Here is a 7,274-nt window from a genome sequence, read left to right as displayed (position 1 = left end):
GCCAACCTGCCCACCACGGCCTGAAAACAGGCCAGAACCGCGGGCCCACCACACCTCGACACACCGTCAGACACCCGCACACCCAACAACGTGACAACGCCCGACTGGCACATGGAGGAGCTCTACGAGTCGTTCGCCGTACAGGCCTTCGCCGAACGCGTCCTGGCCCTGTCGGCCAACCTCGACGACGACGGCACCGTACCCGTGATCTTCTCCAGTGGACGAGAGCCGTTCCTGGAGGAGATCCGGCTGGACAACTACCGCGGCCGTATCGGACAGCTGCACACCCAAGTCGACTGGGGTTGGGGCAACGTCGCCGACGCGATGCGCCGCGCCGTCAGCCACTACCAGGATTCCGGAGCCTCAGACCCCGCCTTCGTCGTGACCCAGGTCGGCGACGAACCCTGGGACAAGGCAGAGGTCCGCTCGATGCTCCAGAACACCGCTTCATTGGGCATCTTCTGGCTTTTTGTCGGATTCGTGCGCGGCAAGCTCGCCTTCTATAAGAACCTCAACGCCTCCGCCTCGGCCACCTTCACCAATGTCGCCTTCTACGACGCCAGCAAGAACCCGGGCTCGGTCCCCGGAGAACGGTTCTACACGGGCTTGGTCGACGCCTTCGCGACCTGGATGCGATCGTGAAACCGCCCATGGAAGCACGTTGGCACGGATTCTGCTGTCAGTGCGCAGCCAGGCGCTGAGCGGGTGGTGACGACGCTGGCTTGCTGTCAGACGAGCCGGGACCGACACAGCAAGCTGGGTAGAAGACCGCTATGCCCTGCTGGCTGCGGCCGTGGCTGGCGAGACCGGCCGCGCCAATGCCGCTCGGCTCGCCAAGGAGGTCTGGGACTACGAGCGCGACGCTGCGGCCGCGCGAACCGTCGCGGGGAGCGAGTCGAGCACCGTGATGTTGGGCCGGGCGTGCGCGAGCTGGGCAACGACGTCGCGTCGGCGCTCGTACCGCGGACGCAGGCCGACCACGAGCACGGCGTCGCTGCGGGCGGCATGGAACCCCAGCTTGTACGGCACGATCGGCTGGACCGTCTCTGCACAGAACCAGAAGAGGATCACGTCGGTCTGCTGCGATGCGGTGTTCTCCCAGCCGACATGGGCGTCGTGTGCCAGGGGATCATCCAACGGGAACGAGGCCCCGACGCGGGTTGAGGACGGTTGCTGCGCAGCCGAGTTTCTAGTGCGCTGAGGGGAGACGTCGCATTTTGGCTTCCGCCAGGATCGGCGCGGACCGCTCGATAGGGTGACCTTGCCGAGGGCCGCCTCGGCCCCCTGTGCCCAACCGGTACGGCGCGGGTGGTCTGGGACGAGCAGGGGGTTCGGGTGGCGGACGTTTCGCCTGCGCAGGCGCTGGCCCGAGCGACGGCCGTCGGTGGGCGGGTGGCCGACCTGGTACGGCGGGAGCCTCGAGGAGACGACCAGACGTGCCGATGGGAGCTCGTCGTGACTCTCAGCGGCAGCCCCGAGGACCGGGCGGCCGCCGGGTGGATCATCGCCGACGAGATCATGCGGGAACGCACCGGTGGGCGCCCACGGACCTACGGAAAGTGGCGTGAGGCCACCTTGAACGGGGCGAAGCTGACCGGGAAGGATCACGTCCTGGTGAAGGCCTTCGCGGAGCCTGTCTTCGAAGCGGCAGCCGCGAAGAAGGAGCACAACCACGGGCTGGCCGGGTATGTGGGCGAGTGGCTCTGGTACCTCCTGACCCGCGACCTGCCCGAGGATCCAGCGCGAGCCGTGGAGATCCTCGGACCGCCGAAGGCCGCCGTTAACGACGGAGGCGGCGACGGACTCATCGTCTACCGGGAAGACGGAACGGCCCGGGGCTTCTCCTTCCGTCTGTGGGAGATGAAGAAGTACACCGGGAAGGCGAACCGGCCGGATGGGGCGATCCACAAGGGCTGGACGCAGCTCAGCACCAAGGGGGCAACCTACCTGGGAATGCTCTCCTGGGGCGACAAACTGCTCGCTGACGACACCCGGGAGTTTGTGGGCAGTCTGACCGAGCAATGGGTCGATGAGGAAGAGTCGGCCGGCGGCGGCGTTAGCGTCACGCTGAACACCACGGCGATACCGACGAAGGCCTTCCACCTCGCGCACGAGCACTTCACCACCCACAAGCACCCCGGCGCGCTGCAGGGCCTGGTGGTGGCGATCGACAACCTCGAGGGCTTCGCCCATGAGGTGAGGGAGTACGTGTGGACCGCACTCTAGATCCGGCTGCACTCGCGACCGCCCTCGGCGAGTACCGCCCCGGCGGGGTCCTGCCCTCGGCGCAGGAACTGCTGGCGGCCATGACCCAATTGGAGATCGCCGCCTTCGGCAGGGACCAGGAGATCCCGGACGACGTGCTGGCGACGGCGTGGCTCCTGCACGGACTAGCCGCGGTCGAGCCTGAGACGCCAGGGTTCGACCCGATGCGGATCCGGCAGGCCCTCGCGGTCAGCGCGCACGTGATGGACCTGGCCCTGGCCGACGAGCGACACTCCCCCACTGAGCGGCTGAGGATCGCCTTCGCCGCCCAGGCCGGGTACCGCAGGTGCGAGCAAGAGCCCAACGCCACCGCCGTCTACCGCCAGGTCAAGAACCTGGTGAACTTCACCTCCTCGCTTCCGGCGCACCTGGACACCCTGGCCCTGGAGGCCGGCGTCGTGTTCCTGGCATTCGACCGGCCCGACCTGAACCGGGCCCTGTCCGCCTGGCGTCGCCAGTTCGCGGAGTTGCGCACGCTGATGAACGACGAACCGCTGGCGGGCACCATGTACGGACCCGCCGAAGCCGTCGTCGAAGCGGTCCACCTCCTCCGCCTGTTCCTCTCGTTTGGCGATCTGGATCGTCTACACGACGCACAGGACCTGCTGGGCAGCGTGCTAGACGGGCGCGCCGGCCGCGGTGACCCGACCGCCCGGTGGGTCGCGGCCCACCTTCTCGGTCTGAGCGGCGAGATGGCCGCCAGCAGCCTGTACACGCTGCTTCCGGAGGGGACGCCGGATGCGGTTGCCCGGACCTTCACGGTGTCCCACCCGCCGGTCATGACCCTGTGGCGCCCGCAGCGCCAGTTGCTGAACCTGGAGCGGGGCAACCCGGTCGCCCCCGGCACCAGCCGGAGCCTGATCAGCGTGCCTACCAGCGCAGGCAAGACGCTGATGGCCCAGCTGGTCATCTGCTCCCACCTGGCACAGAAGCCCGGCCGCGTGGTCTACGTGTCGCCGATGCGCAGCCTCGGCCGGGAGATGCGGGCCGCGCTGCGCGGCCGGCTGCGACTGATGGAACGCAAGCTCGTCGCCGAGCAACCGGACTTCCCGCTCGCCGACGGCAGCGGGTCCCTCGTCGGGGACGTGGACGTTGTGACCCCGGAACGGCTCATGCACATGATCCGCAACAACCCAGGCGGAGCGCTGGACGACGTCAGCCTCATCGTCGTCGACGAGGCCCACCACCTCACGCAAGGACGGCGCGGCTTCGTGCTGGAGAGCCTGCTCGCCCTCCTGCGAACCCGCCCCGACATCCGGCTGGTGCTGCTGTCCGCCGCTGTCGGCAACCGGGCTGCCCTGGCTTCGTGGCTGGACCCGGCGCGACCGGCGGAGGAGGTCTATTTCACCGACGACTGGCGCGGCCCCCGGCGGCTGCACGGCCTCATGTACCCGCAGCTGCTCAAGGGTCAGGCCGAGCGCACCCCGCGTAAGCCGAGTAAGAACCACTCCTCCACAACCCGGGCCACTGTGCCGGTGGCCTCCCGGCTCGACGTCCGGCCGACCGCCACCAGCGGCACCTTCGGGCTGACCATCCCCGGCGTCGGCACCAGGGCATACGCCTCCCCCAACGCCTGGCAGTGGAACAAGGACACCAAGCTGACCGGTGGCATCCCGGACTACAAGGTGTTCGCCGCCGGCGCCGCTGCCCTGACCCGTGCGGGCAGCGTCCTGATGGTCGTCGCCAGCAAAGTCATCGCCGGGAACGCCGCGTACGCCATGGCCAAGCGGTTGGCTGTCCGCCCCGAGGCGGCGGCGCTCACCGAGTTCCTGGCCGAGACTCTCGGCGAGCAGCACCCCCTGGTCGAGTGCACCCGCCACGGCGTCGCCTTCCACCACGCTGACCTTCCCGACGACGTCCTCCACGCCGTCGAACAGGGGCTTCGCGACGGGGACCTGCTGGCCATCGCCAGCACCACCACACTCACCGACGGCGTCAACCTTCCGGTACGCACTGTCATCATCAGTCACACGGTCGAGGGTGATCACACGCGCGGGAATCAGCGCAGCCTCAGTCCTGCGGAGCTGTTGAACGCCATCGGCCGGGCCGGCCGGGCGGGGCGTGAGAGCGAGGGGTGGGTCATCCTCACCCGCCCCTACCCGCCCCGGCCGTCGGAGTTCGAGACACTCACCCCCGACACCGAGCAGCTCACCGTCACTTCCGAACTGCTCAGTGAGGAAGCGCTGTGGGCCCTGGCGCTTGCTGAGCGGGAGCTGCAGCACTCCCTCGACAACCTGTTCGGCGTGTTAGGGACTGTCGCGGCCGACTTCGCCGCGTTCGTGTGGCTCGTCCTACAGACCCATGCCGAGACCCTCCACGCACCCGGCGACCGGCTGGACCCGGTGCGATCACTGCTCGCGATGGAACAGGCCGATGACGAGTCGGTCCCGGCCCGCTGGATGGCGCTCGCGGAGAAGGTCGCCATGGTCTACGACACCACCGACCCCGGCTCCGCACGTCGCTGGGCCAGCACCGGTACCAGCATCGGATCCGCGCGCTTCCTCGACAGCATCGCCCAGCGCCTCGCGGAGCAGCTGGTCGCCCAAGCGGTCCCCGCAGACACCCTGGACGAGATCAGCGTCTTCTTGGGGCCACCCGAATGGCCGCTGGAGCAGACCCTCAGCTTCCTATCCGAGCAAGACGTCTTCGAGAGCCTTCTGGTGATGCCCGAGACCTTCGGGTGCTGGAAGTTCACCGGGACACGCAACGGGGGCTTCGCCGCCGACGTGCCGATCAGCGACGCGATCCGGGACTGGATCTCCGGCACCTCCATCCCGGAACTGGCCCGCACCTGGATGCCTGACAGCGTGCCGGCCGATCCCCGGCCGCTGGAGCAGGCCGTGCACAGCATCAGCAAGGCCTTCGAGCACGCGATCAGCTGGACAGCCGGCGCCTTGGTCAACCTCGTCAATACCCATCCCCTGCTGACCCCCACCACGCCCCGCCTGTTCGCACACACGGCCTGGCACATCCGGCACGGCGTCGATACCGAGCAGGCGATCACCCTGCTCACCTCCGGCATCACCTCCCGCCGCCTGGCCCACCAGATCGGCCGCGCCGCGGCAGATGCCCGCATCAGTTCCGGCGAGCTCCGCACCTGGCTCGCCGATCAGCAGATCGACGGCTGGATCACCGCGTACAAGGCCAACACGTACGAGGTCGAGGACCTCCTCGACTACGTGAGCAAGCCAGCCAACCCGCTCAACGAACTGCTGCGAGGCCGCCCCGTGACCATCCCTCTTGCACGGGTAGGCCCGGGCACCGGAGACGGGCCGGTCACCCTGACCCACCCGGGCAAGAAGCCGGCGACCATCAGGGTCAACCGCGACGGAAACCAGATCGCCGCCATACCCGCCGCCCGGCATCACGCCGTCCTCACCATGATCGACAGCGGTCTCGACCTCACCCACCACCTTGAGGCCGGGCAGCTGGTCACCACCTTGGCCATGGCCAGCCTGTAGGGCACCGAGGGTTGGCCGGCGCCGGGCGGGTTCGACCTCCCGGTGACCTACTGTTCCGGGTCGTCAGAGCGCCGAGAACGGAGAGCACACGTGACAAGTTTTAACCCCGACTTTGCGGGATTCGAATTCGCCGACCCGGCAGGTTACGACCACCTCCTGGCCCCTGAGAGCGTGATGTGCTGGTGGTGTAAGAGCCGACCGGCCACCACCGGAGAACACAAGTTCAAACGAACAAGCCTGGCGCGCCTGATGGGCGATGGCGAGGTACTGATCTGGGGAGACGGAGAACAGCGACGCGAAATACGGGGAAAGGGCGGCCTCAAACGAGACCGCTATGGTGTGATCAAATTTCCCAAGTCGATGTGCGCTCCGTGCAACAACGAAACTTCTAAGCCTTTCGACATCGCCTACGACACTTACGCACAGTACGTCGAGACGCACCTGCTGAGGATCATGCCAGGACTCAACCTGGGGTCACTGTACGGATCCGAGTGGCGGCAGAAGTCACTGGACCTGGCTCGATATCACGCTAAGCACTTCGGGTGTCGGATGGTCAGGGACCGTTTCCCTGTCCCGCAGTCGCTGTGCGATTTCATGAACGGTGCAGAAGACATGGCCGATGGTCGCATGGTGATCATCTCCACCGACTCCGTCAGCAAAGTCTATGGGCGCGGAATGTCGATCAGTCCGGCCGTGCCCTGGATATCCCGCGACATGAAGAGGTTCACTTCCTGTGTCATGGCTGCCTACATTGGCCCGATCGGCATCAGATACGAATGGGTCGCCGACGGAATCCCTGACCAAGAGAGGGATCAGTTCTTTCACCACTCTAACCCGGTGATCAACTACTTTCGGAACGAAAAGGACGTGGTGATGGGGAAGACTCGAAAGCCGGGGCGCTTTGCGCGTCTCTTGCAATGGGCCTATAGACCGTGAAATGCACGGCACTCCCGTCTTGGATAGTGGGCTCACCAGGTTCATACGACCTCTTTCACGAGGTGGGCCGTTGGCCCTTCTCCACCCGGGCATGGGCTGTCCACTGCAGCTCACGAGTGAGTTCACGCGTGGACGAGGTGGACTGTCCGCTCACGCCCACTCTGCCCCCAGCTTTCGCAGGGCGTCGAGCTGAAGTTCCCCCCTGATCATGAACAGCGGATGTTTACGCTGCGGGGACGAGGTCTTGGGTCACCAGAGCTCTGGTTTCGAGCGGGGTGACGTAGCCGTACTCGGGGTGCTTGCGCAGGCGAGTGCGGTTGTACTCGACCTCGATGAAGCGGAAGATGTCGGCGCGGGCGGCCTCGTGGGACTCCCAGACGGCGGTCCCGATCTCCGCTTTCAGCAGACCGAAAAAGCTTTCGGCCGCGGCGTTATCGTAACAGGAGCCCGTTCTTCCCATGCTCTGTCTCAGGTTCAACTCCTGTATGAGCTTGCGGTATTCACCGGACGTGTATTCGGCGGATTCAACCGGTCGTCGCAACACCTTGATGGTGGAGGTGTTCATGGGACGACCGGCAGGGTGGACGACGGCTGTGACGGGGCGGTCCGCGT

6 protein-coding genes are annotated in these 7,274 nt (G+C 66.7%); 4 read left to right on the top strand and 2 right to left on the bottom strand.

Going from position 1 to position 7,274, the window contains the following annotated elements; all coding sequences use genetic code 11:
* Nucleotides 1-90: 90 nt before the first annotated feature.
* Nucleotides 91-642: a VWA domain-containing protein gene (locus tag AB0I73_RS39495; RefSeq protein ID WP_363045224.1), complete on the top strand. Its 552-nt coding sequence runs from the start codon at nucleotides 91-93 to the stop codon at nucleotides 640-642.
* Nucleotides 643-849: 207 nt separating this feature from the next.
* Here AB0I73_RS39495 and AB0I73_RS39490 read toward each other — a convergent pair whose 3' ends face one another.
* Nucleotides 850-1,137: a hypothetical protein gene (locus AB0I73_RS39490; protein WP_363045223.1), complete on the bottom strand. Its 288-nt coding sequence runs from the start codon at nucleotides 1,135-1,137 to the stop codon at nucleotides 850-852.
* 318 nt (nucleotides 1,138-1,455) lie between these two features.
* Here AB0I73_RS39490 and AB0I73_RS39485 point away from each other — a divergent pair, with 318 nt between their 5' ends.
* The 3 genes from AB0I73_RS39485 to AB0I73_RS39475 all read left to right on the top strand — a co-directional run bounded on the left by AB0I73_RS39485 (nucleotide 1,456) and on the right by AB0I73_RS39475 (nucleotide 6,662).
* Nucleotides 1,456-2,226, top strand: a complete 771-nt coding sequence (locus tag AB0I73_RS39485) for a hypothetical protein (protein WP_363045222.1) — start codon at nucleotides 1,456-1,458, stop codon at nucleotides 2,224-2,226.
* Complete coding sequence (locus AB0I73_RS39480; RefSeq protein WP_363045221.1) at nucleotides 2,211-5,726, top strand: DEAD/DEAH box helicase; 3,516 nt, start codon at nucleotides 2,211-2,213, stop codon at nucleotides 5,724-5,726. Before AB0I73_RS39485 ends, AB0I73_RS39480 begins: the two co-directional genes overlap by 16 nt.
* A gap of 90 nt (nucleotides 5,727-5,816) precedes the next feature.
* Nucleotides 5,817-6,662, top strand: coding sequence for a hypothetical protein (locus tag AB0I73_RS39475; RefSeq protein ID WP_363045220.1), 846 nt, complete (start codon nucleotides 5,817-5,819; stop codon nucleotides 6,660-6,662).
* A gap of 223 nt (nucleotides 6,663-6,885) precedes the next feature.
* On the opposite strand, the gene AB0I73_RS39470 is transcribed toward AB0I73_RS39475, so the two are convergent.
* A partial coding sequence (locus AB0I73_RS39470) for an integrase core domain-containing protein (RefSeq protein WP_363045219.1) occupies nucleotides 6,886-7,274 on the bottom strand: 389 nt, incomplete at its 5' end.

It is taken from the genome of Streptomyces sp. NPDC050388 (genome assembly GCF_040655635.1).
Lineage (GTDB): Bacteria > Actinomycetota > Actinomycetes > Streptomycetales > Streptomycetaceae > Streptomyces.
The sequence above is the reverse complement of the archived record's forward strand: the minus strand, read 5'-3'. Positions and strand labels throughout refer to the sequence as shown.